Source organism: Propylenella binzhouense, from assembly GCF_009866965.1.
Lineage (GTDB): Bacteria > Pseudomonadota > Alphaproteobacteria > Rhizobiales > Afifellaceae > Propylenella > Propylenella binzhouense.
The window spans coordinates 67,756-92,540 of sequence record NZ_SPKJ01000002.1 but is presented as its reverse complement, the minus strand read 5'-3'; the positions used below and the strand labels follow the sequence as shown (position 1 = coordinate 92,540).

Below are 24,785 nucleotides of genomic sequence, written 5' to 3'. Positions count from 1 at the left end.
CGCGTCAGCCCGGATCGTCCCCGGTCACCGCCGCGTAGGCGGCGTTCCGCCCGGCGCGGCGGCCGGAAACGAAGGCCCAGGCGAGGTGGTGCCCGTGGCCCCTGAGGAGCAGGCCGCCCTGGCCGGTCGAGCCGGCGGCGAAGAGGCCGGGGATCGGCCGCCCCTCCGCTCCGAGCACGCGGTGCTCCCGGTCGACCGCGAGCCCGCCCTCGGCATGGACGAAGACGGAGCGGACCGGGCCGAGCGCGACATAGGGCCCGCCGCCGAATCCGGGCCGGTCGCCGGCGCCGGCATTGTAGCCGCCGATGCTCGCCGCAAGCGCGGAAGCCGGCATGCCGAGCCGGTCGGCGAGCGCGGCGATCGTCGCCGCCGAGCGGAACACGTCCGGCCGGTTCCGCCGGTAGTCGGCGACATAGGCATAGGCGACGCCAGGAGCGGTCGAGACGAAATGCGGCCAGCCCGAGAAGAGCCGCGCAATGCGGTCGTCGAGCAGGATGTAGGCCACCTTGCCCGGCTGGTCCGGCACGGCGAAGGCGGGCCGGCCGGTCTCCTCCACGAAGCGCTCGCCCTTCGCGTTGACGAGGACGGCACCGGCCTCGAACAGGCCGGGCGAGGGCGCGAGCGCGGTGGTGACGAAGCTCATCACGAAGGGGCGCAGCAGCGCATTCGGCATGTTGTCGAGCGACCAGGCCATGAAATCGGCGAGGACGGGCCAGGGCGGCAGCTTCAGGAGCAGGCTCTGCCGCGCGGGCGGGACGAAGCGGAGCTCCGGGCCGAGCGCGAGGTCGCCGTTCAGGATGCGCGCGCCGAGCGGCAGCGCGAGCTTCTGGCCGTCGCCGGTGGCCGTCGCGTTCACGCCCTCCACCTTCGCCTCCTGCTCGCCCATGAAGCGGGCCTTCAGCTCCGGGTCGCTGGTGAAGTCGCCGGCGGCGAGCACGATGCCGCCGCGGGCGCGGTAGCGGCGCGGTCCCGCCGGGGTCGCGCAATCGGCGCCGACGACGCGCCCGTTTTCGGTTGCAAGCGCGACGACGCGCGCTTCCAGGCGGACGGCCACGCCGCCGCGCCGCGCGGCCTTTTCGAGATGCGTGACGAACGACCGCGCGTTCGGCACGACGTTGTGCATGCGCGGCTTCTTGTGCGGCGGCTCCGGCATCGGGCCGAAGAAGCGGACGCCGTGCCCGAGGAGCCAGCGGAACGTGTCCGGCATGCCGTCCGCCAGAATGCGGCGGAGCTCCGCATTGTCGCGCGGATCGAGCGCGCCGTTGAAGCCCGCCATGTCGGCCCAGTGATCCTCCGGCCTGTCCTTGATGCCGCGCCGGATCTGGTGCGGCGTGGCGGTCGCGCTGACCGAGCCGACGGACCAGGCGGTCGAGCCGCCGAGCGCGGGGTTCTTTTCCAGGAGAACGACCTCGCGACCGGCGGCGCGGGCCTCGATCGCGGCGGCAAGGCCCGATCCGCCGCCGCCGACCACGATTACGTCGAAGATCGCCTCCGGCGACCCGCGGCCCTCCGGCCCGCCCGCGACTGCCGGGGCGGAGCTCGGGCCGTCGAGGGATTCGCCCCCTTCCGTCACGACGGGCGAGCCTGAACGGAGCCGCCAGCACCGAGGCCGATTGCGGCGAGCCGCGCGGCGCTTTCGACGATCTCCCGATCCGGATCGGCCGAAACGATCTCCAGCACCGGACGGGCCGCGTAGCCCGCCGCAGCGAGCGCGGCGGGCACCGCGCCGAAGGGAACGGTGCCGCTCCCGACCGGCGCATGCCGATAGACGTCGGTCCCGGTGTCGGAGAGGTGGACCAGCTTCAGCCGGTCGCGCGCGCGGAGAAGACCGTCGAACACCGGCTCGCCGATGAAATGCGCGTTGGCGACATCGTAGACGATGCCGACCGCATCGCAGCCATAGGTGTCGACGGCCGCGGCGAGCGTTTCGATCTCAGGCAGGAACGCGAACGGCATGTTCTCCACCCAGAGCGCCGTGCCGGCGGCTTCCGCCTTCGGCACGAGACGGTCGAGCGCGGCGAAGAAGTGCGCCGCGAGCTCCTGCGGCGGCGGCGGGAAGAGCGGGTTCGCCTTGCCCGGCGCGATCACGAGACCCGACGCGCCGAGATCGCCGGCGAGGCCGACCGCCCGCTCGAGCATCCGCAGCGAATGCTCCCGCATCTCGGGCGCCGCGGCCGCGATGTTGATGTCGATGTTGGGCATGTTGAGCGTCACGAGCCCGAGCCGGCGGCTCGCAAGGAGGCGACCGAGATCGCGGACCGTCGCCGGTTCAGAATGCCAGAGATGGCCGGGATGGATCATCACCTCGAAGGTCTCGAAGCCGAGGTCGGCCAGCCGGGCGAGGCAGGCATCCGCAGGTTCGCGGCGCATGTAGGAATAGGTGTTGCAGCCGAAGCTGCCGGCCTTCGGGTCCATCCGTCTTGTCCGCCGCCGTCCCGCCGGGCGCGCCCGCTCCGTCGCGACACTGTGGCCGCGGCAAGCACGAGTCAACCGCATCTTACAATGTGAGCCGTGATTTGCGGATGCGGAATACAGTGGTAGCATTGCGCCGGAATCCGCGTCCCGGCGCCACCGTACCGGAGGCGGGGCCTCTGGAATGATTTCGGCAAATCACTATGAACAGGGGCTGGAAGCCGGAGAAATCGACTTGAGCTCTCAAACGAAGGCCCGGACGAGCAATGGCCGGAGCGGGCGCGCCAGACAGCTGCCGGAACTTGCCGAAATCGTCCCGAAAGGGCTTCCGGCGATGGCGGAGGACAGCGACGGCCGGCAGCCCGGCGGCGTCCAGTCGATCGGACGGGCCTTCGCGATCCTGGAGGAGGTCGCCCGCAACCGCGAGGGAATCGGCCTCGCCGACCTCAGCAAGCGGGTCGGCCTGCACAACAGCACCACGTTTCACATCGTGAAGACGATGGTCTCCCTCGGCTATCTCCGGCAGCTCAAGGACAGCAAACGCTACCGGATCGGGCGGCCGCTCTTCGCGCTCGCCGCAGGCGCGCTCGACGAGACGGAGATGGTGAGCCTCGCCACGCCGGTGCTCGAGGACCTGTCGCGGGTCTCCGGCGAAAGCAGCCATTTCGCCGTTCGCATGGGCGACGCCGTCGTCGTGATTGCACGCACGACCGGACCGAGCGCCTTCCAGCTCACCGACCGGGTGGGCGTCGTGCGTCCGGCGCATGCGACCGCGCTCGGCAAGGTGATGCTGGCGGCGCTCGCTCCCGACCAGCTCGACCGCTTCCTGGAACGCGCCGACTTGAAGCCGCTGACGCCGAAGACGGTCACCGATCCCCAGATCCTGCGCCGCGAGATCGACGAGGTCCGCCGGTCGGGAATCGCGTTCGACGACGGCGAGTTCGACCCGGAGGTGCGCTGCGCCGCCGTGCCGGTGCGGGACTTCACCGGGCAGGCAGTCGGCGCGATCGGAATTTCGGGGCCGATCTGGCGGCTCTCGATCCAGACCCTGCAGGGCCGGATCAAGGACGTGAAACGGGCCGCCGACGAACTCTCGCTGCAGTTCGGCGCGCCTGCGGACGACGCCGGATGACGGTCCGCCCCGGCCGGGCGACGACCGCCGCCCGGCGCAGATGCGCAGCGGAGCCGGGCCGATGACACATGTGGTGGTCGCGCGCTGGCGCTGCGCGCCAGGCAATGCGGCGACAGTGACGGAGATCCTGCGCGACCTCGCGGCGCAGTCGCGCCGCGAGCCGGGTGTCGTCCGCTTCGTGGTGCATCGCGCAGCCGAGGAGCCGGGCTCCTTCCTGATCTACGAGGAATATGCCGACGAGGCCGCCTTTCGCGCCCACCGCGCGACCGCGCATTTCCGCGACCTGGTGCTGGGGCGCGCCGTGCCGCTGCTCGACGCGCGGACGGTCGAGGCCTTCGCGGCGATCGACTGACGCGGCACGCCCGCAGGCGCGGGGACACCGCAGGGCGGCACGACGGATCGGGCCGCTCGGCACGGCTGCGGCGTCGAAGGGCCACAGCCGGCCTTCTTTGCAGCTTTTGCGCGCCGAACGACGGCCCGACGCCGCATAGCCGCGCCCGCGCTTGACGAGAATGCCAGCGCGGCCCCCGCGCTCCTGCAAGGACCTGCTGCCGCGGCGGGCTTGCGCGAGACGGCGAGTCCCTCGGATGGCCACCGCGATCGAGACCATTGCTCAATGGGCGGCGGGCACGCCACCGATAACGTCGCCGGCGGCCCGGCAGAAGGCGGCCCGCGGAATCGTCGATACCGTCGCGGTCATGCTGGCAGGGTCGGCGGAGCCGGCAGCGATCAAGGCGCTCACGGCGCTTCGCGCCTGCTCCGGTCCGGTCACGGCATTTCCCGATGCGCGGCTCGCCGCGCCGTTCGCGGCTCTCGTCAACGGGACGGCGGCGCATGCGATGGACTTCGACGACGGCGAGAATGTCGGCTTCACCCATGTCAGCGCCGTGCTGGTGCCTGCCCTGCTCGCGCTCGGCGAGGAGCGTCACGCCAGCGGTGCCGCGTCGATCGACGCCTATATCGTCGGCGTCGAAGCCATCGTCCGGGTCGGCGAATGGATCGGCGTCGGCCATTACGGCCGCGGCTGGCATTCGACCTCCACGGTCGCGGCGCTCGGGGCGGCGGCCGCCTGCGCCCGACTGATCGGCCTCGACGCGGTCGCAACGGGCCGCGCGATCAGCATCGCCGCCAGCATGGCCGGCGGCTTCCGCTCTCAGTTCGGCACGATGGTGAAGCCCCTGCATGCCGGATTCGGGGCAAAGTCGGGCGTGCTCGCCGCGATTCTCGCCGAGGCCGGCATCGACGGGTCAAACGAAGCGCTCGACGGCCGGTTCGGCTTCGATACGCTCATGGCCGACAAGCCGAAGCGCACCTTTGCCGAGGCGGTCCAACTTGGCGCGCCGCTCTGGCTGGAGGACTTCTGTCCCTCGGCAAAGCGCTTCGCGGCCTGCGGCTCTACCCATGGTGCGCTCGACGCGATCCTGGAACTGAAGGCGGAGCACGCCTTCTCGCTCGCCGATGTCGCGGCTTTCGAGACGATGCTGCCGGACATATCCTACAGCACGCTGATTGCCACCCCTCCGGCCAACGAGATGGAGGCGCGCTTCAGCCTCGAGCATTGCGCGGCGGTGGCCATCGACAAGGGCGCCCTGGCCCTCGCCGACTTCGCCCCCCACGTTCTCACGCGCCCGGACTACCTGGCCTTCCGCGACCGGGTCACGATCCATCCCTATGACGGCACCAACGCCTACCGGGACGGCGTCTATTGGACGCGCACCGAAATTACGTTGCGTGATGGCCGCGTGCTGGCGACGGAGGTCACCGACAAGCGCGGCTCCTCGCGCAATCCGCTCTCCGACCAGGACCTCGCCGACAAGTTCCGCATGTGCGCCGGCCACTCCTTCGACCTGCGCGGCACGGACGCGATCCTCGCGCGGCTCTTCGCGATCGATGCGGTCCCGGATATCGCCGGCCTGCTCTCCGACATCCGCAGCGCCATCGTTCTGCGGATGACGCCGCCCGTGCCATGGCATCCGAGCGCCTAAAGCAGCGGCATCCATGGACGCCGCCGCAATTCGCGGCAGGAGTCTGCCGACGGGACCGATTTTCGCGAAACGTTGCGGGCTTCGCGCCGCGAACATGCACGGAGGGCGCCGAGATCGCCGCTTTTCAGTGAATGTTCACAGGCATCTTGAATGGGTCAAGACTGCGCCAAGGCGATCCGGCAGCCAGGCGGGCCTGAGAAGGTCGACGGATCCGGGGCACAACAACGCAGAGGTTATGAGGGGCATTCGATCCAACCATCTCGCGGTCTTCATCGTGAAGCGGCTGCTTGCGACGATTCCGTTGATGACCCTGGTGATCGCCGTCAGCTTCGTGCTGATCCAGATCGCGCCCGGTGATCCCATAACGGTGCTCATCGGCGAGGGCAACCCGAGCGACGCGCAGATCGCCGAGATCCGGGCCCGGCTCGGCCTCGACCAGCCGATCTACGTCCAGCTCTGGCACTATTTCGCTTCGATCCTGCATCTCGACCTCGGCTATTCCTACGTGTCGAGCGGGCCGGTAATCGAGCTGATCGCAGCGAGGCTGCCGAACACGCTGATCCTGATGCTGCCGTCACTCCTCATCTTCACGGTGGTCGGGGTGGCAATCGGCGTCTATGCCGCGACACGCCCCTATTCAGCGCGGGACAATGCGATCTCGGTCCTGGCCGTGCTCGGCTACTCGGTGCCGGTCTTCGTGCTCGGCCAGATGGCGCTCCTCTTCTTCGCCTCCTGGCTCGGCTGGTTTCCGACCCAGGGCATGCGCAATTTCCGCGCGCCGGCGACGGGCCTCGGCGGCCTCGCCGACCTCCTGATGCATCTGGCGCTGCCGGCGGTGGTGCTCGGGACGCGCTACCTCGCCGTCAATGCCCGCTTCGCCCGCACCGCCATGATCGAGGCACTCGGCCAGGACTACATCACCTCGGCCCGCGCGCAGGGGCTCGGCGAAGGCGAGGTTCAGCGCCAGGCGCTCCGCAACGCCCTCCTGCCGCTCATCACTGTGCTCGGCATGAACTTCGCCGACATCCTCACCGGCACGGTGCTAGTCGAGATCGTGTTCGGCTGGCCCGGCCTTGGCCGGCTCATGTACGACGCGATCTTCGGTCGGGACTATCCGCTCCTCATGGGCCTTTTCGTGATAGTTGCCCTCGGCGTCGTTCTCATCAACGCCGCGACTGACATCATTTACGGCCTCGTCGATCCCCGTATCCGGAACGCCTGAGGGGCCATGCGCGACTTCTGGTACCATTTCCGCAAGAACCGCGTCGCCGTCCTCGGGGCCGAGATCCTCGTGCTGATGACGCTCCTTGCGATCATCGGTCCGTTCTTCCTGCCTTACGATCCTTTCGCCTTCGTCGGACTGCCGATGGAGCCGCCTTCGCTCCAGCACCCGCTGGGAACGGACGATCTCGGCCGCGACGTACTCGCCCGTTTCATCCTCGGCACCCGCGTCTCGATGGCGGTGGGATTCCTCGCGGCGGCGACCTCGATCTTGCTCGGCGTCTCGCTTGGCGCCGTCGCCGGTTATGCGGGCGGGCTCATCGACCAATTGCTGATGCGCACCGCCGAATTCTTCCAGGTGCTGCCGCAGTTCTTCTTGGCGATGGTGCTCGTCGCGCTGTTCGGTGCAAGCTATGCGATCATCATCCTGGTGATCGGGCTCCTGAGCTGGCCGAGCGTGGCGCGGCTGACGCGCTCGGAGTTCCTCAGCCTCCGCGAGCGAGACTATGTGACGGCGGTGCGGGCGCTCGGCCTCAGCACATGGCGGGTGATCTTCCAGGAGATCCTGCCCAACGCAGCGCCGGCCCTCATCGTCTCCGCCGCCATCCAATTCTCCCACGCGATCCTGCTCGAGGCAGCCCTCAGCTTCATCGGCCTCGGCGACGCGAGCTATCCGAGCTGGGGGCAGATGCTGAACAGCGCCCAGCAGATCCTCCGCCAGGCCTGGTGGGTCGCGTTCTTTCCGGGCCTTGGCATCTTCCTCACTGTCGCCGCCCTGAACCTTCTCGGCGACGGCCTGAACGACATGCAGAACCCGAAGCTGCGGGCGCTCTAGCCATGGCGGGCGCAATTCTCTCCATTCGGAACCTGAAGGCCGATATCGGCACCCGCCAGGGCGTCATGCGGGTCGTCGACGACGTCAGCCTGACGATCGGTCCGGGCGAAGCGGTGGCGCTCGTCGGCGAGTCCGGCTGCGGCAAGAGCATGACGGCGCTCTCGATCACCAAGCTCGCGCCGGAGCGGTCGGTCAGCATCGTCGGTGGCGAGGTGCTGCTCGACGGCCGCGACCTCGTGCCCCTCTCGCGAAGCGAGATGCAGGCGCTCCGCGGCAATGTGGTCGGCATGGTGTTCCAGGACCCCATGACCTTCTTGAACCCGGTGATGGCGGTTGGCAGCCAGATCGCCAATCCGCTGCGCCGACACATGGGACTGCGCGGCGCGCGCCTCGCTGCGCGGGTACACGAGCTGATCGACCTGGTGCGGATTCCGGAGGCGGCGCGGGTGGCGAAGAGCTATCCGCATGAATTGTCAGGCGGCATGCGCCAGCGGGTGCTGATCGCGCTCGCCTGCTCGCCGAAGCTCCTCATCGCCGACGAGCCGACCACCGCCCTCGATGTCACGATCCAAGCGCAGATCCTCGACGTGCTGAAGAGCTCGCTGAAGGAGTTCGGGACCGCGCTCCTGCTCATCACCCACAACATGGGCATCGTCGCGGACATGTGCGACCGGGTCTATGTCATGTATGCGGGCCGGATCGTCGAGGAGGCGCGGGTGGAGGACATCTTCGCCCGGCCGCAGCATCCCTATACGCGCGGTCTGCTCGCTTCCGTGCTCCGCCACGACCGGCCGCCCGAAGCGCTGAAGGTGATGACCGGCAGCGTGCCGAACCTGATCGCGCCGCCCGCCGGATGCCGGTTTCGCCCGCGCTGCCCGAACGCCATGGCGGTCTGCGCGACCGATCCGCCTTGGATGGTCGACGACCGGGGCCAGGGAGCGGCCTGCTGGCTGAACTCGCGATGACGGCCCTCCTTCAGGTCCGCGACCTTGCCAAGACCTATCATCCGAGCGGCCTCTTCGGCGGCCGGACGGTACGCGCCGTCGACGGGGTCAGCTTCGACATAGAGCGTGGCGGCACGCTCGCGCTCGTCGGCGAATCCGGAAGCGGCAAGTCGACCACGGGCCGGCTGGTCATGAATTTGATCAAGCCGAGCGCAGGCGAGGTGATCTTCGACGGCGGCTCGGTCTACGAGCCGTCGCGCGTGGTCCAGCGCACGCTCCGCCGCCGCATGCAGGTCATCTTTCAGGACCCCTATGCCTCTCTCAATCCGAGAAAGACGGTGGGGCACATCGTCGGCCAGCCGCTCGCGATCCATCGGGGCGGTGCGCCGTCCCGCTATCGGGACGATGTGATCCGCATGCTTGATCTCGTCGGCCTCAGCCCCGGTGATCGCTTCATCGGCCGCATGCCGCACGAATTCAGCGGCGGCCAGCGCCAGCGCATCGCCATCGCCCGGGCGCTGATGCTGGAGCCCGAATTCGTGGTCGCCGACGAGGCGGTCTCGGCCCTCGACGTCTCGGTCCAGGCGCAGATCCTGCAGCTCCTTCTCAAGCTGCAACGGGACTACAAGCTGACCTTCCTCTTCATCACCCACGATCTCGCGGTGGTCCGCGCGATCGCGCAGCGGGTGGCAGTGATGTACCGCGGCCGGATCGTGGAGACCGGCAGTGTCGAGGAGGTCTTCACCGCGCCGAAGCACGACTATACGCGGGCGCTCCTCGCCGCCTCGCCGATCCCCGATCCGGCGCTCGCGCGGCGGCGCGGCCGGCTCCTTCAGGCGCCGTCTGCCGGGCCGGCGCGATGAGCCGCATCGCCTCATTCTCGATCATCCGACCGCCGGCACGGCCCGCCGGCAGAGTGCATTCGCCCGGCCCTCTCCAACCAAGTGAAAGGTGACGATATGCTTCTCGAAGACGTGTTACGGCCCGCCCTGTCGGTGATCAGGAACATTGCCATCCCGATCTATTCGCTAGCGCTTGCCGGGGTGCTTGCCGCGACAGTGCCCGCGGCCGCCGAAGATGCGGCCACGCCGCTCTATGGCGGCACGATGGTGGTCGGCCTCGCCACCGAGCCCTCGACGCTCAACATCGCGCTCACGACCAACCTGCCGGAATCGCTGGTCGCGGGGAACCTCTACAACAAGCTGCTCCGGCTCGGCATCAAGGAGGAGTTCCTGCCGGAGCTCGCCACCTCCTGGGAGGTCTCGCCGGACGCGCTCGCCTACACGTTCCGCTTGACCGAGGGAGCCAAGTGGCATGACGGCGTGCCGTTCACCTCGGCCGACGTGAAGTACAGCCTCGAGGAATTGACGAAGAGGTACCACCCCAACGCGAGCATGATGGCCCCGGTGAAGTCGATCGAGACGCCGGACGCGAATACCGTCGTGATCACGCTCACCCAGCCGAGCGAGCCATTCCTCGTCTTCCTGGCGCTCCGCGCTTACATCCTGCCGAAGCACATCTACGAGAACACGGATATCCGGCAGAACCCGGCGAACATGAAGCCGGTCGGGACCGGGCCCTACAAATTCGTCTCCTGGGACCGGGGCAGCCAGATAACGCTCGAGCGCAACCCGGACTATTTCGAGAAGGGCCTGCCCTACATCGATCGCTTCGTCTACCGGGTGATGCCCGACGCCTCCTCGCGGATTCTCGCGCTGGAAAACGGCGAGGTGGACTACCTCACCCACGATATCCCTTCGACCTCGCTCGCCGCGTTGAGGAAGAATCCGGACCTGACGGTGACCACCGACGGCGTGTCGTCGATCGTCGCCATCTCGCAGCTGATGTTCAACCTGGATCGCGAGCCTTATGATGACGTGCGGGTCCGGCGGGCCCTCACCATGGCGCTCGACAAGACCTTCATCGCCGAGCGCTCCACGCTTGGAGCCTATACCCGCTCGGACGGACCGATCCACAGCCTGAGCGCCTGGGCCTATGACAAGAACGCCCTCACCATCTACCCCTACGACGTGAAGGGGGCGGAGGCATTGCTCGATGAGGCGGGCCTGAAGAAGGACGCCAACGGAGTACGCTTCTCGATGGAGATCATCGCCCCGCGCGGCCGCGACGACCAGGTGCGGGCGGCCCAGATCATCTCGGAGATGTATGGCAAGGTCGGTGTGAAGGCGACGGTGAAGATCCTCGACAATTCCGCGGTCGGGCAGGTCGTCTATGTCGACCGGAACTTCGATGCGCTCGTCAACCTTCTGACGACGGGCCCGGACCCGGCGGTCGGCGTCGAGCGGCAATATGTATCCTCCAACATCCGGCCGGTGCCCTTCACGAATGCAAGCGCCTACCGGAACCCGGAAGTGGATGCCCTGTTCGCCGATGCAGCCAAGGCGACGAGCCGCGAGACCAGGGCGGCGCACTACAGCAAGATCCAGGCGATCCTGAGCAAGGACGCGGCCGAGACCTGGCTGTGGGAAGTGACGCCCTATTCGATCAGTCGGAACGAATTCAAGAATCTGCACAAGGACAGTGCGGCGGCCGTCTATCACCTGTTCACCGGGTGGTGGACTGGCGGCAAGCCGAAGCAGTGAGCGCGCTCTGCCGGGCGGAAAGCGGTCCACCCGGCAGACTTCTCCCGGCAGGAAATCAAACGAGCCGAGGGCCTGCGGGACCAGGCTTTCGGAATCAGCGGACGAGGCGGCGGGGCCGGTCCGGATCGGATGTCGCCGAGGCGATGTCGGCCCAGCGTTTCTCGTCGCCCTCGGGCTCGTCAAGATGGAGCGGAAGGGCAAAAGAGGTCTTCACCCGGTCCATCACGACGGTGGTCTTGAAGCCGCGGATATCGCGATTCTGATAGAAGAAGTCGCGGGTGAAGTTCTCGTATTCCACCATGTCCCGGGCGCTGACGATGAGGACGAAATCCGCCTCGCCCGTCACGTAGTAGCCGCTCAGGATCTCGGGCGTGCGCCGGATGGCCGCCTTGAAGCGATCGACGATGTCGGCCCGCTCGCGCTCGAGGGTGACTTGGACGATCATGATCAGCGGGCGTCCGACGGCGGCCGGCGAGACGATCGCGACATCACCCTCGATTATGCCCGCATCTCGGAGCCGCTTCAGCCGTCGCTGGCAGGCGGTCGCGGACAGGCCGACGATCTCGCTCAGAGCTTCCGCCGTCAGGCGGTTGTTGGTTTGGATGGCGCTGAGCAGCCGATAATCCAGCCGATCCATCTGCATTCGTCACCTCTGCGGCACATCGAAGACGGGGCCGGCCCGGCGTCCGAAAAGACGGTCTCAGCCTGCGAAAACTCTAAGCCGGCCGCCCGTCCGATTCAACGGGAGGATCGGTCTGCCAGCGGCGGCAGATCGTGCTTACGGCCGGCGGAAACCGGTGGAATCTTGCGTTACCCGGCGTGAAACGATGCCTATTGCCAGGGCGGCCGCCCCATGCTCCGCGGCGCGTCTTCAACAGACGCTCTCGTCGGGGCTCGCATGAAGATAAAGAAGGTTCTCTGCTCGACCGGCATTTCCGGCTTCCTCTACAAGGACCTCGCAGCGATCAAGGCAGGCGCCGAGCCGGACGGCGCGCTGCTCTATAAGGGTAAGCCCGTCACCCCGGGTTTCAAGAAGATCATCCAGCCCGGCAAGACCGTCTCCGTGATGCTGATCCTCGAGGACGGCTCGGTGGGCTTCGGCGACTGCGCAGAGGTGATCCTGGTCGGGCTCGCCGGCCGCGATCCGATGTTCGATCCCGATGTAATGGTGCCCCTCATCGAAGGCCCGATCAGCGAGGCGTTGATCGGACGCGACGTGTCGCGCTTCCGCGCCCTTGCGGTCGAGATCGATCGGATGGAGGTGAACGGGCGGCGGCTCCATTCGGCCGTCCGCTACGGCGTTACCCAGGCGCTGCTCGATGCCTGCGGGCAGGCCAACCGTCTGACCATCGCCGAGGTGGTTGCGCGCGAATATGCCACGACTCCCGTCAAGAAGCGGCTGCCGGTTCTCGCCGGAGCGCTCCGGCTCGACTGGGCGCAGCACGACCGCATGATCCTGAAGCGGGCCGACGTGCTCCCGCACACGCCCTTTCTCAGCGTGCGCGACCACGTCGGCTATCAGGGCGAAAAACTCGTCGAATACATGCAGCGGCTGGCCAGCCGCATCGCCGAGATCAAGGATCAGGACTATTTCCCACGCATCCACATCGACCTCTACGGCACGCTCGGCGAGCTTTTCGAGAACGATCCGGCCAAGATCGGCGCCTATATCGGCAAGCTCGAAGAGATCATCGCGCCCTACGATCTCCTGGTCGAATCGCCGGTAATCGCGCCGACCCGGGCCGAGCAGATCGCGATCTATAAGGCGATCCGCGGCGAGATGGACAAACGCGGCATCAAGGCCGGTCTCGCCATCGATGAATGGGCGAACACGCTCGACGACATCAAGGCCTTCCACGACGAGCGGGCCATCCAGAACGTGCAGATCAAGACGCCCGATATGGGCGGCGTCACCAACACGATCGAGGCGCTGATCTATTGCCGCAAGAACGGCATCGGCTCCTGCCTCGGCGGATCGTCGAACGAGACCGACCAGTCGACCCGGATCACCGCCGAGATTGGCATCGCCTGCGGCGCCAACATGGTCTCGACCAAGCCCGGACAGGGCTCCGACGAAGGCTGGATGATCCTCGTCAACGAGATGGAGCGGGCGCTCGCACTCATCGCCTCGCGTCAGGTCGGTTGAGGAGCGGTGACAATGCTTCCCGAGGCGGCAGGCCGTCACGCGGCCAGCATCGAGCTTCCCGAGAACGCCTATATCGCCGGCCGGTGGATCGAGGCGGATTCCGGGGCGCGCGTCGAGGTGTTCAATCCCTCGACCGGGGCCCTGATCGGCAGCGTGCCGGATATGGGCGCCGCGGAAGCGCGCCGCGCGATCGAGGCGGCGGCGGGGGCTTTCCCGCGGTGGAGAGGTCTGCTGCCGCAAATGCGCGCGGCGCTGCTCAAGCGCTGGCACGACCTGATCGTCGCCGAGCGGGAGACGCTCGCCCGGCTGATGACCCGGGAACAGGGCAAGCCGCTCCGCGAAGCGCGGGGCGAAATCGACTATGGCGCGAGCTTCGTCGAATGGTTCGCCGAGGAGGCGAAGCGTCTCGACGGCGAGAGCCCGCTCAGCCATCTGCCCTCCCGGCGGATGACCGTGCGACGCGAGCCAGTCGGCGTGGTCGCCTGCGTGACCCCCTGGAACTTCCCTTCGGCGATGCTTACCCGGAAGGCCGCGGCGGCGCTCGCGGCGGGGTGCACCGTGGTGGCGCGGCCGGCCTCGGAGACACCCTTCTCCGCGCTGGCCCTCGCCGCCCTCGCCGAGCAGGCGGGCATACCGGCCGGTGTGTTCAACGTGGTAACCGGCGATCCGGAAACGATCGTCGGCGAGTTCTGCGCCAATCCGCTAGTGCGGGCGATCAGTTTCACCGGCTCGACCGAGATCGGCAAGGCGCTGATCGAGCAGAGCGCGGGAACCGTCAAGCGGGTCACGATGGAGCTCGGCGGCCACGCCCCCTTCATCGTCTTTCCCGATACGGACCTCGACGAGGCGGTCGCGGCCGCAGTCGATGCCAAGTTCCAGACCACCGGGCAGGACTGCCTGGCGGCCAACCGCATCTATGTCCATGAGGCGATCTATGAGGATTTCGTCGCCCGCTTCACGGCGGCCGTGCGGCGGCTGAAGGTCGGCGACGGCTTCGACGAAGGGGTCGATCTCGGCCCGCTGATGCATGAGCGGGCGGTGGCGAAATGCCTGCATCACGTCCGGGATGCGGTGACAAAGGGCGCAAGGCTGACGACTGCCGGGGCGGCCCGGCGGCTCTTCGTCGAGCCGGCGGTGCTCGCCGACGTGACGCCCGCCATGGCGATCTTCCACGAGGAGACCTTCGGCCCGGTCGCCGCCCTCATCCGCTTCTCATCGGAGGCGGAGGTGGTCGCCTCGGCCAATGACAGCCGCTACGGGCTCGCCGCCTATCTCTTCACCCGCGATCACGACCGCATCTGCCGCCTGACCGATGCGCTCGAGACCGGGATGATCGCCGTCAACTGCGTGCAGATGACCGGATATCCGGTGCCATTCGGCGGCGTCCGCGAATCCGGGCTCGGCCGCGAAGGCGGCCGGCACGGCATCGAGGAATTCACCCACCTGAAATATGTCTGCGCCGCCTTCCGCGCGGCGTAGCCGAAAGCAGAGCCATGGATCAGAGCATCAACGACCTTTCCGTCATCGACCGCGCGCATGTGTTCCACCCCTCGACCCATGCGGCTCAGTTCGCGCGAGGCGAGATCCCCAACCGGATCATGACGGGCGGCAAAGGCGTCTACGTCGAGGATCGCGACGGGCGGAGGAGCATCGACGGCTTCGCCGGGCTCTACTGCGTCAATGTCGGCTACGGGCGGCACGAGATGGCGACCGCGATCTACGAGCAGGCCAAGCAGCTCGCCTACTATCACACCTATGTCGGCCACTCGAACGACCAGATCATCCGGCTCTCCGAGCGCATCGTGCGGAAGGCCGGGATGGGGATGAGCCGAGTCTATTACGGCCTGTCCGGCTCGGACGCCAACGAGACCAACATCAAGCTGGTCTGGTACTACAACAACGTCCTCGGCCGGCCGGAGAAGAAGAAGATCATCTCCCGCCGGCGCGGCTATCACGGCTCCGGCCTGATGACCGGGAGCCTGACCGGCCTGCCCGGCTTCCAGAACCATTTCGACCTGCCGCTCGGCCGCGTGCTGCACACCGGGACGCCGCATTACTGGCGCGCCGGCAAGCCTGGCGAGACCGAGCGGGCCTTCTCGCGCCGGCTCGCGGACGAGCTCGATGCGCTGATCCGCGCCGAAGGACCGGAGACGGTCGCCGCCTTCATCGGCGAGCCGGTGCTCGGCACCGGCGGCATCGTGCCGCCTCCGGAGGGGTACTGGGAGGAGATCCAGAAGGTTCTCGCCGCGCACGACGTGCTGCTCATCGCCGACGAGGTGGTGACCGCCTTCGGCCGGACGGGGGAATATTTCGGCTGCCACACCTACGATATCCGGCCGGACATCATCACCATCGCCAAAGGCGTGACCTCGGCCTATCTGCCGCTGTCCGGCAGCATCATCGGCGAGAAGGTCTGGTCGGTCATCGAGGAGGGCAACGACAAGTTCGGCGCGATCGGTCATGGCTGGACCTATTCCGCCCATCCGCTCTGCGCGGCGGCGGCCAATGCCAATCTCGACATCGTCGACAGGGAGGATCTGACAAGGAACGCCCGCGAGACGGGCGCCTATCTGCAGGCGGCGCTGCACGATGCCTTCGACCACAATCCCCTGGTCGGCGAGGTTCGCGGCGTCGGACTCCTCGCGGCCCTCCAATTCGCCGCTGACCCGGATGAGAAGACGCCGTTCGATCCCGCACTCGGCGTCGGTGCCAAGGTCTCCGCGGCGGCGCTCGAGGAAGGGCTGATCGCCCGGGCCATGCCGAACGGCGACATCCTCGGCTTCGCCCCGCCGCTGATCATCACCCGGGGCGAGATCGACCAACTCGTCGCGATGACCAAGCGGGCGGTCGACAAGGTCGCGAAGGATCTCGGCCGGTAGGGGTTCAGCCCGGAAGGGGGAGAAATCAGTCGAACCGCGCCGACGCTCCGAGAGGGATCATGGGCCAGGTTCTGCACGGCAGCGCCACGACGACAGAGGCGCTCCGTCGAGCGATACAGCGTGGTCACGAGAGCCTGCAAACGCCGGCCAAGCGCTGTGGGGACCGACCGGAAGATTGTCGGGACATGGCACCGGCTGGGGGCCGGGCGCGGCGGGCGCGTCGCGCTGATAGACCCTTGGCGGGCCGAATTCGATCTCGGCTGCGACGGGGGACCAGTCTGGAACCATGAGCAAGTTCGGCGCGGCGCTATTTGACGAAGAGGTCGCGCGGCAGCCTGCTGAAGCTCTCGATGCCGCCTTCCGTGACCCGGAAGGCCTCGCTCAGCACATAGCCCCAGCTGTCGTACCACATGCCCGCCATGAGGTGGAACGTCATGTCCGGCTTGAGGACGGTGAGGTCGCCTGGCCGGAGGCTCGCGGTCTTCTCGGTCCAATCGATGCCGATCGCGTAGCCGACGCGGGACTTCTTCTCGAAGCCGTGCTTGCGCGTGGTCTTGCGGAAAAGCGCCTCGACCTCCTCGCAGGTCCAGCCGGGACGGACGCTGTCGAAGACGGTATCGACCGCTTCCTTCGTCGCCAGGTGGAGGCGCTGCAGCCGCTCCTCGGGCGTGCCCTGGACGATGGTGCGGGAGAGGCCGGTGACGTAGCGGTGGCGGAAGCCCCCGAGCTCGACATTGGTGACCGTGCCCGGTGCGAGCTTCGCGTCGGTCCAGGCGAGATGCGGAGCGGCGACGCGCGGGCAACCGGAGGGCATGTGGGGCGTGACTGGCCGGTCGCCGCCGAATTCCGGCAGACCGCGAATCTGGGCTGCCATCACCTCGGCGCCGACATCGCATTCGCGTGCGCCGACGACGCTCTTCTCGATCGCGACGCGCATGGCGGCGTCGGCGATCTGGCCGGCCTGTTTCATATAGGCCAGCTCGGCCGGCGACTTGATCAGGCGCTGCCACGTGACGAGGCCGTCGGCATCGGGCCAGCGGACATTGGGGAGGGCCTGCTGCAGACGGCCCCAGCTCACCACGTCGAGCTGGGAGAGCTCGACGCCGATCCGCTTCGACGCGATGCCCCAGGCGCGGAAGAGATCGCCGAAATGGTCGTACGGATGGCTGCGCGGATGGGCGATATAGTCCTCCGGATAGCCGTGGATGTGCTTCGCCGCCATGAAGGCGGTGTCGCCGGGAACGTCCATGTCCCGCACGATCAGGCGCGGCTCCTCTTCGCCGGCGATGACGACCAGAGCCTGCGGGACATAAGCCGAATGGGCGTCGAAGCCGCTCAGATAGAAGATGTTCGCGGCGTCGATCACCACCAGGCAATCCATGCCGGCGGCATCCATCCGGCGCTTGGTCTCGTCGACCCGTCCGAGGAATTCTTCCTTGGGGAAAGCGGGCATTGGCGGTCCTTGTCGAGGGCGGAACGGGATCAGGCGGCGGCGAGCCAGGGACTGTGCCTGTGCTTCAGGAGGGCAATGGTCCGGTTCATCTCGTTGACCTGAAGGGCGAAGCTCTCGTCGCCGCCCATGCCGGGCTTGGAAAGCAGGAAGGCGGGGCGGGTGGCAAGGCCGATATGGGTGGTGATGCGGGAAGATTGCTGCGTCTCGTTGGCGGTGCCGCCGAGATAGGCATCCATTCCGGCCTCGTTGCAGTAGATGACCGCTTCTATCGTATTGTTGATGCCGCCGAGGTCCGGAGTCTTGATCTGAACCATGTCGGTCGTGCCGGCATCGGCCCAGGCGCGGATATCCTCGAGCGTATTGCACCACTCGTCGGCGATGATGATGGTCCTGATGCCCTTCCGCTTCAGAGCATCGCGAAGCCGGCCGAAGATCTCGATCTGCGGCTCGAGGGCATCGACTACGAAGGGAGATTCGATCATCAGATCATAGGGCGCGACGGCCGCGGCGACCTTGCCAAGATAATCGGCAACGCGCTCCGGATCATTGTCGAAGAGCTCGCCGATGCTGCCATAGACGTCGAAATGGAGCTGGGGCCTGTAATCCGGCGCGCCGATCGCCTGGACGCGCTTTCGGAATTTCGTGACGTAATCGAGGAAGATCTGGCCGTCGCGGCCGATATGGCGGTCGATCTCGCCGAACGAGGAATGGGGCAGGATATCGGCCCGCTTCAGGATCATCCGGTCGTGGAGATTGTAGTTGTCGCGCATGCAGGAGGAGAGGATGCGCAGGCGGCGCGGGGCGATCGTCTGGCCGTATTCGCGGGCCACCACCTCGGCCATCTGCTCGCGGCGGGAGAGCGCGACGGCATCGAGGAGCGCCTGGGTGACGCCATAGCGGACGGCCATGTGGAGCGGCTCGCCATCGACTCGGAGCGCGTCGAATTCGGTCGCGAGGTCCTTGAAGCTGTCGAGGCTGCGGCCGACAAGGCGCGGCGCGATCACCTCGTCGAGAACCTTCTCCTGCTCGGCGGGCTTGAAGGGCCGGTCGCGCCCGGCATAGCCGGCGAGGATCACGTCGGCGCAATCCCCGAGCGCAACGATGTCGTCATCGAGGACGAGCATGACCGAAGCGATCCCGGCCGGCTGGACGATGGTGTCGAAGCCGGGGATCACGGGCTTGCCGTCGAAGAGATAGCCGTTCGGCCTGGCGCCCTGGCGGATGGCGGCGCGGTCCGTATGGACAAAGCTCGATTGCCCCGTTGCGAATACCACGTCCTTGATCTTCACGCTCGGCTCCTCTCGCGCACTGCGCGGCAAGGATGCTAGCGGAGCCGATTCGCCGTATTTCCTCGTTTTCCGCGGCTCGCTTGCCGGATTCGGTCGTGTTGGAGGAGACCGCGCCTTTGTGCCGCCGGATGGTATTTCCCGCCGAGCGGGGCGGCGGCCATTATCAGGGCGGGAAGAGCATCCGGACCGCGGCAGTCAGGAAGGCAAGGCCCCCCGGGAGTGACGCCCACACGCTTCGTAATTTTGCCCTCTTAAGGTTCCTGACCCACGCGGGCGATCGCGCCCAAAAGTTCAGGGCTGCGCGTGCGCGTTTCGCCGAGGGTTCTTGGGAGTGAGCCGCAGCCGTCCCGTTTCTCGCCCCAGACCAGGCGCCCGAGTGCCCCCTTTCGTGCAAGTCATCGCGAAAGGCGGGATCGGCGATGGCAATCAAGGCTTCGGGCCGCTGCGCGAGCGTGGGCGTGCGCAGGTCTGCGATGCCGTGTTCCGTCACAATGATGGCGGCGTCCGCCGCTCCGGGCGCTGGCCAACCTGCATCCAGACCTATGGCGGGTTCGGCTTCGCCGAGGTGTATGACGTGGAACGCGAGTTCCGCGAGAGGCGGCTCTTTCAGGTGGCGCCGATCTCCGCGAACCTTATCCTGTCCTATCTGGCCGAGCATGTGCTCGGCATGCCGAGGTCCTACTGATGTCCGCGCCGGATCGGCCCCTGATCGACATGGATCACCTCAAATCCTGGGTCGGCCGCGAGGATACCGGCTCCGAAATCCTCAGCGAGGAGCTCGCGCGCAAATATCACGCCATGCTCGACATGCCAGGCGCCCCGCCCGCCCATGGCGCGGCGGCGCCGCAGCTCATCCACTTCTGCCTCGCCCAGCCCGCGGTCGCCACGGCGGGGCTCGGCCCGGACGGGCATCCCGCACGCGGCGGCTTCCTGCCGCCTGTGCCTCTGCCGCGGCGAATGTGGGCCGGCGGCGCACTCACTTTCCACCACGATCTCAAGGTCGGCGATTTGGTGCGACGTGTGTCCCGCGTCGCGGACGTGTCGTTGAAGGAGGGGCGCACGGGCCCGCTCTGCTTCGTCACCGTGGCTCACAGGATCGAGGCGAACGGCGTGCTCGCCATTGATGAGCGGCAGGACATCGTCTATCGCGGGGCCGATTCAGGCGGCGCGGGGAAGTCGCCGCCCGCTGCGGAATCAGGTGCGTTCGTCGAGCCCGTGGCGGTCGGCGCGCCCCTGTTGTTCCGCTATTCCGCTTTGACCTTCAACGCCCATCGCATTCACTATGATCGGTCGTACGCCACCGAGGTCGAGGGCTATCCGGCGCTCGTCGTCCACGGGCCGATGCAGGCGGCGCTCTTACGCAATTTTGCCACCAAGCTTCGGGGAGCGCCGCCCCGGCGCTTCAGCTTCCGCGGCCTCGCACCCTTGTTCGATACGGACACCGTTGCGTTGCATGCCAGGGCCGAGGGCGACGGGTTGGTGCTGTGGACCGCTCGCGACCGCGGGCCGGTTTCCATGGCTGCAGAGGCCACGTGGTGATGGGCGGGTCGCTGAATTTCACCGCCGCGCTGTTCCTGCCTGCCGACCGTCCCGAACGCTTCGGGAAGGCGACGGCCGCCGGCGCCGACGCAGCGATCCTCGATCTCGAGGATGCGGTGGCAGCCGACGCAAAGGGCGCGGGCCGTGCGGCCTTGCGCTCGGACCTCGCATTTGTGCCGGTCCGCGCGCGCGTCAACGGACTGGGGACGCCTTGGCACGCCGCCCACATGGCGGCCCGTGCCGGCCGAGGTCTCGCCGCCGTGATCGTGCCAAAGGCCGAGGCTGGCGCGGCATTCACGGCGCTTTGCGAGACAGCGCCGGTCCCCGTGATCGCGTGGCCGGTCTCCTCAGATTACCGGAGGAGACCGGAATGGCCAGGGCCCGCCTCCGCTGCCGTAAGCCCTTCGAGAGCGAGGGAGCGCACCATCAGCTGCGCCGGCGCTGCGCCAACCGGCACGTGAGCCCTTACCCGCTGTGAGGAGCTAGTCCCCAAAGGCTTCGTTGATGGCCTTGAACACCTTCTCAGCTCGACCGGCCGTATGTGCCGGGAGATCATCAACCGACTTCCAAGTGTCGAATTGTCTCCACATCTCGCCCATGATGCGCTTCTTATCGAGTTGCGTATGGCCGTGCCTCATCTTCAAGACGTGCTCGACCTTCTTGCTGATCATGTCGGAGCCGTCCTCTGGGAGGTCCTCTGGCTTAATGGCTATGCCGTAGATCTCGTTCACGCAGTCGATAAAGAATTTGGGCGGAAACAGGTCCTCGATTGCGAAGTCCGTCTGCTTCGTTCCAGCTGCCTTACCGAGCATGATTGTCCTGAACTTCTGCCCACTGTCCGCGGCCATCTTGGACACATAGAGTTCATCAATCTTCGCCCTCGCCTTGTTGCCGGCCTCATCGCTGTCAAGGAGTACGCCCGCATCCCAACCCTGGCCGATGGCAAATCCGGCATACATCGGGGTTTTGGAAGCGCCGTCGGCCGGCCAAAGGTGTATCTTGTCCGACAACCCCTCTCTCCCGGCGGCTTTAAGCAAGCCTGACAGCTTGTGCAGGACCACCGCATCGCCGCCGCCCTCGACAACCATCACCTGCCGGCTCCCGAGGATGCCGCTGTGGTCGCCGGTAAGGCCAAGGCTTTGCTCAATCACTGCCATCGGCGCGCGTTGCGAGCTTACAATGCCCTGTGTGACCGCAACATGATTGTCTCGACTTTCGATGATCCGGACCCGCTCCGGGTGGGCTTGATCCACCATGGAAGCGAGATGCGTGGTGTAAAGAATGGTGTTGTGCTCTGCGAGCCGCTCGAACACCTTGAGCAAGTCCCGTTGGCCTGTGAAATGGAGGTGCACCCCCGGCTCTTCGAGGAGGAGGACACAATCTTTAAAATCACCGTTTGTCGCATGAGTAAATTTCCATGCAAAAGAGACGTACCAGCGAAAGCCCGTTGAGCGACGGTGCAGTCGCACCGGCATTCCTATTCCTGCGTCCTCCGCAAAGATATTCAGCGTTGGCCCATCAATCTCAATATCGAACGACACGTCCTTTTGTTGCCAGAGGTGAGCGAATTGCTGGGTGAGGTACCTCGACGCCGAGCGCTTATCGAAGGATCGGATCGTACGACCCTCGGACGACTGCCCTTTCTTGAGAAAGTCCTGCAGTTCGATGTTGGCGAGATCGAGAATTATGAGGATTGTCTGGTCCTCATTGGGAAGTTTGTGGCGCTGCCCGCCAGCCTTGTCGAGACGTTGCTTTAGCTGATCGAGTTCGATTTGGGCACCGGACATCTCATAATCGCGGATGTAAACAAAATTGGGCGTGTGCTCCTGCATCCACTCCGCTGCTTTGTCCTCGTCTAGGATGCCGTCATCGAACCCACGCAGATGGAAGTCCGTCCGATATCCATAGGCTTTCGCCAGTGAGACCTTCGCCTCTGTCGGGAGCGAGACTTTGGCAGGGGATTTGCCTTCGCCTCCTTCCGAGCCCTCGGCCGGTGCCTCGGGCTTGATGGCGGCATACTCATAAAGCGCTTCTATCTCGTCCCCATCGAGAGAGAACAATGCCCAGCAAACTCGCTTCCCCTTGGCGTCCTTTCGTCCCTCCCACTTATCGACCGGCCAATCTTCATCGAGATCATAGGTCGCGTCATCGATGGGGTTCAGACAGTATAGCGCCTCGAAGAGATTGCTCTTTCCAGCCTCGTTCTGCCCAACAAACGCAGTGATTTGATTGGCGTTGATCCAGCCGGAATCAATCACGTTTCGGAAGTTCGTTACCTGAAAACCTTCGAACTTCATTCTGAGCCCCCCTTTGCTGATCAAGCGCCCCAATCAGATAGGACACAAGGGGGCTAGAGCCAATGGCGAGAGGGTAATTGGTACCCAGCCGGGACAGGTATCGCGTTACCTTGCCGGTTGCCTATGGCCCGCCGCCCGAAAGCGAAAAGTTATGGAAATGTTGGGAAACTGGAGCGGGCGAAGGGATTCGAACCCTCGACCCCAACCTTGGCAAGGTCGTTCGTGAGTTTTCGCTAGAGCCTGTCTTTGCTCGCTATAACTCGCTAAGCCCCTCACAGGCAAAAGGAAATCTCTACACCAATCTTCGCTGGGGTATCCTCAAGCGGCCCCTCAAGTTGCGCCCGCGTGCTTCCCCCGTGCTTCCCCGCCCTCCGCCGCCATGGCCGGGGAAGCAGAAACGGAACGAACTCGGAACGCATAGAAGGTAGGATCATGACCAAGATCACGAAGCGTACAGTCGATGGCCTCCAGCCGCAGGCGGGCCGGGACGTGTTCGCCTGGGACGCCGAGCTGCGCGGCTTCGGCATTCGGGTGAAGCCGTCAGGCGTGAAGACATACCTGATCCAGTATCGCAACGCGGAGGGGCGCACCCGGCGCCTGGTTCTGGGACAGCATGGAGTGCTCGCACCGGAACAGGCACGCGAGTTCGCTCGACAGAAGCTGGCCGCAGCGGCGCGGGGCGAAGACCCGTCGGCCGAACGCCACGCGGCGCGAGAGGGAATGACCGTCGCCGAGGTTTGCGACTGGTATCTCGAGCAGGCCCGAGCGGGTCGCATCCTCGGGCGCAAGCGAAAGCCGATCAAGGCCTCCACGCTAGATTCGGACGAGAGCCGGATTGATTCGCACATTAAGCCGCTGATCGGATCGCGCACGGCTCGTGGCCTCACGCTCCGCGACATCGAAGCGATGCAGGCCGACATCATGGAGGGCAAGTCGGCGAAGGGCCGGAAGGGGAGAGGCGGAAGGACGACGGGCGGAGCGGGGGTTGCGGGCAGGACGGTGGGTACATTGCGGAGCATTCTTGGGCACGCCCTCCGGCTGGAGCTCATCGAGAGGAACCCGGCCGCCGGCGTCCGCCAAGTCGCCGGGAATCAGAAGAAGCGGCGCCTCAGCGAGGAGGAACTGCAACTGCTCGGTCGCACGATGCGCGAGTGCGAGGAAGAAGGTGAGCACCCGACCGGCTTGGCCGCCATCCGGCTCTTGCTGCTCACCGGCTTCCGCCGGATGGAAGCGCTCGCGCTTGAACGCGCGTGGATCAACACGCGCCGGAGTTACGTGAGCTTCCCGGACACGAAGGGTGGGGAGCAGGTCCGTGCGATCGGCAAGGCGGCTGTCGCATGCATCACGGAGCAGATGAGGGTGAGCATGGGCTGGCCCTACCTGTTCCCAGCCGACTGGGGCGAAGGTCACTTCGTGGGTGTCGTGCGCGTGCTCGATCGCGTCTGCGCTCGGGCCGGACTAACTCAGGTTACTCCCCACACTCTCCGCCATACCTTCGCGAGCGTAGCCGGCGACCTGAACTTTTCGGAGCTGACAATCAAGGGCTTACTCGGACACGCCCCTCGTGGCGTCACACAGGGGTATGTCCACCTCGATGTCGCCTTGGTGGTCGCTGCGGATCAGGTTGCAGCTCGGATGGCGGAGTTGCTGGACGGCCCACGAGCGAAAACCGCTAAGACCAAGCGCGGCACGACCCGCCGCGGCTTCGCGAAGGCAGCATGATAAGCATTCACGGTCGAACTCTGGCGACAGCTTGGTTCGAATCCTTTGCGGCGCACCACCTACGCCATACAGCGATCGCTTACGCTCAGGCTCGCCACGTTACTCGGGAGCATCCTGTCGCCCTACGCCGAAGCGGCGCCCCATCGTGGATGAAGATGCGAACTTCTTACTCGCTGCCGCACTATGACCGCGCTTCCCAAGAGCTCCGACGACAGCCGAAGCTGCGATGAATTACGACGAGTCACTACTATGCTTCGAGACGCTCCACGAGCTTCCTCGTGTTCAGATGCGTGCTCGACTGAATCGCACCCCGCTGACGGAAGGATTT

20 protein-coding genes and 3 pseudogenes are annotated in these 24,785 nt (G+C 66.4%); 16 read left to right on the top strand and 7 right to left on the bottom strand.

Annotated features, from left to right (window positions below; genetic code table 11):
* Positions 1–4: 4 nt before the first annotated feature.
* Together E4O86_RS23885 and E4O86_RS01190 are read right to left on the bottom strand one after the other, a co-directional pair.
* Entirely contained in the window at positions 5–1,573 is a 1,569-nt protein-coding gene (locus E4O86_RS23885) for an FAD-dependent oxidoreductase (protein ID WP_343039057.1), read from the bottom strand.
* Entirely contained in the window at positions 1,570–2,415 is an 846-nt protein-coding gene (locus E4O86_RS01190; protein WP_161138682.1) for a sugar phosphate isomerase/epimerase family protein, read from the bottom strand. Before E4O86_RS01190 ends, E4O86_RS23885 begins: the two co-directional genes overlap by 4 nt.
* 232 nt (positions 2,416–2,647) lie before the next feature.
* On the opposite strand from E4O86_RS01190, the gene E4O86_RS01185 reads away from it, so the two are divergent.
* The 8 genes from E4O86_RS01185 to E4O86_RS01150 all read left to right on the top strand — a co-directional run bounded on the left by E4O86_RS01185 (position 2,648) and on the right by E4O86_RS01150 (position 11,132).
* Entirely contained in the window at positions 2,648–3,544 is an 897-nt protein-coding gene (locus E4O86_RS01185) for an IclR family transcriptional regulator (protein ID WP_246206067.1), read from the top strand.
* A 61-nt stretch (positions 3,545–3,605) separates the two neighbouring features.
* Positions 3,606–3,896 (top strand): putative quinol monooxygenase, encoded by a 291-nt coding sequence (locus tag E4O86_RS01180; RefSeq protein ID WP_161138681.1) that lies wholly within the window; start codon positions 3,606–3,608, stop codon positions 3,894–3,896.
* A gap of 235 nt (positions 3,897–4,131) precedes the next feature.
* The gene (locus E4O86_RS01175; protein ID WP_161138680.1) at positions 4,132–5,529 is read left to right on the top strand and encodes an MmgE/PrpD family protein; all 1,398 of its coding nucleotides are present in this window, start codon (positions 4,132–4,134) and stop codon (positions 5,527–5,529) included.
* Between the two features lie 235 nt (positions 5,530–5,764).
* Positions 5,765–6,751 (top strand): ABC transporter permease, encoded by a 987-nt coding sequence (locus E4O86_RS01170; protein ID WP_161138679.1) that lies wholly within the window; start codon positions 5,765–5,767, stop codon positions 6,749–6,751.
* Positions 6,752–6,757: 6 nt separating this feature from the next.
* On the top strand, positions 6,758–7,585 hold the full coding sequence (locus E4O86_RS01165; RefSeq protein WP_161138678.1) for an ABC transporter permease: 828 nt from the start codon (positions 6,758–6,760) through the stop codon (positions 7,583–7,585).
* Positions 7,586–7,587: 2 nt separating this feature from the next.
* On the top strand, positions 7,588–8,550 hold the full coding sequence (locus tag E4O86_RS01160; RefSeq protein ID WP_161138677.1) for an ABC transporter ATP-binding protein: 963 nt from the start codon (positions 7,588–7,590) through the stop codon (positions 8,548–8,550).
* A complete protein-coding gene (locus tag E4O86_RS01155) occupies positions 8,547–9,392 on the top strand; it encodes an ATP-binding cassette domain-containing protein (RefSeq protein ID WP_205520568.1) in 846 nt (281 codons plus the stop codon). The genes E4O86_RS01160 and E4O86_RS01155 overlap by 4 nt, the downstream gene beginning before the upstream one ends.
* Positions 9,393–9,488: 96 nt before the next feature.
* Positions 9,489–11,132: an ABC transporter substrate-binding protein gene (locus tag E4O86_RS01150; protein WP_161138675.1), complete on the top strand. Its 1,644-nt coding sequence runs from the start codon at positions 9,489–9,491 to the stop codon at positions 11,130–11,132.
* A gap of 187 nt (positions 11,133–11,319) precedes the next feature.
* On the opposite strand, the pseudogene E4O86_RS01145 reads toward E4O86_RS01150, so the two are convergent.
* Positions 11,320–11,775: pseudogene (locus tag E4O86_RS01145) on the bottom strand (Lrp/AsnC family transcriptional regulator); the annotation flags it as partial.
* 255 nt (positions 11,776–12,030) lie between these two features.
* Here E4O86_RS01145 and E4O86_RS01140 point away from each other — a divergent pair.
* From E4O86_RS01140 to E4O86_RS01125, 4 genes and pseudogenes are all read left to right on the top strand, one after another.
* On the top strand, positions 12,031–13,278 hold the full coding sequence (locus tag E4O86_RS01140) for a methylaspartate ammonia-lyase (protein WP_161138673.1): 1,248 nt from the start codon (positions 12,031–12,033) through the stop codon (positions 13,276–13,278).
* A 12-nt stretch (positions 13,279–13,290) separates the two neighbouring features.
* Positions 13,291–14,757, top strand: a complete 1,467-nt coding sequence (locus E4O86_RS01135; protein ID WP_161138672.1) for an NAD-dependent succinate-semialdehyde dehydrogenase — start codon at positions 13,291–13,293, stop codon at positions 14,755–14,757.
* Between the two features lie 14 nt (positions 14,758–14,771).
* Positions 14,772–16,157, top strand: coding sequence for an aminotransferase (locus tag E4O86_RS01130; protein ID WP_161138671.1), 1,386 nt, complete (start codon positions 14,772–14,774; stop codon positions 16,155–16,157).
* A gap of 59 nt (positions 16,158–16,216) precedes the next feature.
* Positions 16,217–16,318 (top strand): annotated as a pseudogene (locus tag E4O86_RS01125) (IS481 family transposase); the annotation flags it as partial.
* Positions 16,319–16,464: 146 nt separating this feature from the next.
* On the opposite strand, the gene E4O86_RS01120 reads toward E4O86_RS01125, so the two are convergent.
* The 3 genes from E4O86_RS01120 to E4O86_RS23995 all read right to left on the bottom strand — a co-directional run bounded on the left by E4O86_RS01120 (position 16,465) and on the right by E4O86_RS23995 (position 19,389).
* Positions 16,465–17,610 carry a M24 family metallopeptidase gene (locus E4O86_RS01120; RefSeq protein ID WP_161138670.1) on the bottom strand — a complete coding sequence of 382 codons (1,146 nt, stop codon included), beginning with the start codon at positions 17,608–17,610 and terminating at the stop codon, positions 16,465–16,467.
* Positions 17,611–17,639: 29 nt separating this feature from the next.
* The gene (locus E4O86_RS01115) at positions 17,640–18,899 is read right to left on the bottom strand and encodes a methylaspartate ammonia-lyase (RefSeq protein WP_161138669.1); all 1,260 of its coding nucleotides are present in this window, start codon (positions 18,897–18,899) and stop codon (positions 17,640–17,642) included.
* A 163-nt stretch (positions 18,900–19,062) separates the two neighbouring features.
* Complete coding sequence (locus E4O86_RS23995; RefSeq protein WP_205520566.1) at positions 19,063–19,389, bottom strand: acetyl-CoA hydrolase/transferase C-terminal domain-containing protein; 327 nt, start codon at positions 19,387–19,389, stop codon at positions 19,063–19,065.
* 39 nt (positions 19,390–19,428) lie between these two features.
* Between E4O86_RS23995 and E4O86_RS23085 the strand changes: the two are divergent.
* The 3 genes and pseudogenes from E4O86_RS23085 to E4O86_RS23730 all read left to right on the top strand — a co-directional run.
* A pseudogene (locus tag E4O86_RS23085) lies at positions 19,429–19,584 on the top strand (acyl-CoA dehydrogenase family protein); the annotation flags it as partial.
* Positions 19,584–20,438, top strand: coding sequence for an HTD2 family dehydratase (locus E4O86_RS01105; protein ID WP_161138667.1), 855 nt, complete (start codon positions 19,584–19,586; stop codon positions 20,436–20,438). The pseudogene E4O86_RS23085 and the gene E4O86_RS01105, both read left to right, overlap by 1 nt.
* Positions 20,438–20,899 (top strand): aldolase/citrate lyase family protein, encoded by a 462-nt coding sequence (locus tag E4O86_RS23730; protein ID WP_161138666.1) that lies wholly within the window; start codon positions 20,438–20,440, stop codon positions 20,897–20,899. Before E4O86_RS01105 ends, E4O86_RS23730 begins: the two co-directional genes overlap by 1 nt.
* A 21-nt stretch (positions 20,900–20,920) precedes the next feature.
* On the opposite strand, the gene E4O86_RS01095 is transcribed toward E4O86_RS23730, so the two are convergent.
* The gene (locus E4O86_RS01095) at positions 20,921–22,735 is read right to left on the bottom strand and encodes an ATP-dependent nuclease (RefSeq protein WP_161138665.1); all 1,815 of its coding nucleotides are present in this window, start codon (positions 22,733–22,735) and stop codon (positions 20,921–20,923) included.
* A gap of 432 nt (positions 22,736–23,167) precedes the next feature.
* On the opposite strand from E4O86_RS01095, the gene E4O86_RS01090 reads away from it, so the two are divergent.
* The gene (locus E4O86_RS01090; RefSeq protein ID WP_161138664.1) at positions 23,168–24,457 is read left to right on the top strand and encodes a tyrosine-type recombinase/integrase; all 1,290 of its coding nucleotides are present in this window, start codon (positions 23,168–23,170) and stop codon (positions 24,455–24,457) included.
* Positions 24,458–24,785 lie beyond the last annotated feature (328 nt).